Annotated in this window: 1 protein-coding gene and 1 pseudogene; one reads left to right on the forward strand and one right to left on the reverse strand. The window is 64.7% G+C overall.

Going from position 1 to position 1,163, the window contains the following annotated elements:
* Positions 1-651 (reverse strand): IS110 family transposase (locus ACFWJO_RS40195; RefSeq protein ID WP_386873299.1); only part of this gene is annotated, 651 nt, incomplete at its 3' end.
* 281 nt (positions 652-932) lie between these two features.
* On the opposite strand from ACFWJO_RS40195, the pseudogene ACFWJO_RS40200 reads away from it, so the two are divergent.
* Positions 933-1,163: pseudogene (locus ACFWJO_RS40200) on the forward strand (ISNCY family transposase); the annotation flags it as partial.

The raw sequence follows: 1,163 nt of genomic DNA on the forward strand, positions 1-1,163 counted from the left end.
GTTCTGGATGTCGTGGGCTCGGGTGTCGAGGTTGCGTTGCCGGCCAGCCTTTTTGAGGGCGGATCGAATCGCCGGCAGGGTCAGGTGCGCGGCCTCGGCGGGTGTCGGGGCGCGGCCGAGTACGGCGAGCGTGTCGCGGTCGTGCAGGTCTTCGAACACCTCCAGCGCGGCCGGGTAGTACTCACGCAGCGCCGACCGCAGTGCATTGGTTTGCCGGGTGCGGGCCCAGATCAGGTTCTGGTGTCCGCGGGCGAGGACCTTGATCGCCTCCACGTCCGGGCTGTCGCCGGCGATCGGCCGATGGTTGTGTCGGTCGGTGCGCACCAGGTCCGCGAGCAGCTTCGCGTCACCCGGATCGGACTTCGCGCCCGAGACGTGGTGCCGGTCGCGGTAGCGCGCGACCGCGAGTGGGTTGATCGCGTACACCTGATAGTGGGAGGCGGTCAGCGCCTGTACCCACAGGCCGCGGTCGGTTTCGATGCCGATCACGACCTGAGCTGGGTCTGCAGCGTGCTCGGCTATCAGTTCGTGCAATGTGCGGATGCCGGCCAGTCCTTCCGGCAGCCGACGCGACGACAGTCGCCTTCCCGTGTCATCCATCAAATGGACATCGTGATGTTGTTCGGCCCAGTCGTCTCCGACGAAGATCATCGATCGCCTCCTTTGGTCTCCTATTCTGGATGAAACCTGTTCGAGCCCAGAGGCACCCGGCGGCAACCTAATGGATCAGTGCTCGCGGCACGACACCCCATCAGCGCTATAGGTGACCTCACCGACCGGCCGGGGCACGATCTAGCCCTAGGAATCAACCATCACTCCAGAAGGGATCAGTGCTCACCGGCCGGCGGCTCCAGTGATCAGCCTGCCGTGAACGGGCAGTTACATGCCGAAGGCTCGCTGATCGACTCCCATTAGAAGGGATCGAGGCCATCGTGTTCCGTACCGTAGGCGATCAACCGTCCTTGTTCGAGTCGGTGCTGCCGCAGGAGTTGCTGCGGCTTCCCGCGGAGCTCGAACGAGTGGATGCGCTGTTGGATGATCCGGCGTTCTTCGCACCGTTCGTGCCGTACTTCGACCCGCGGATCGGCCGTCCGTCGACGCCGATGGAGACCTACCTGCGGCTGATGTTCCTCAAGTTCCGCTACCGGCTCGGCTACGAGAGC

The organism is Streptomyces sp. NPDC127092 (assembly GCF_042722475.1).
Classification (GTDB): domain Bacteria; phylum Actinomycetota; class Actinomycetes; order Streptomycetales; family Streptomycetaceae; genus Streptomyces.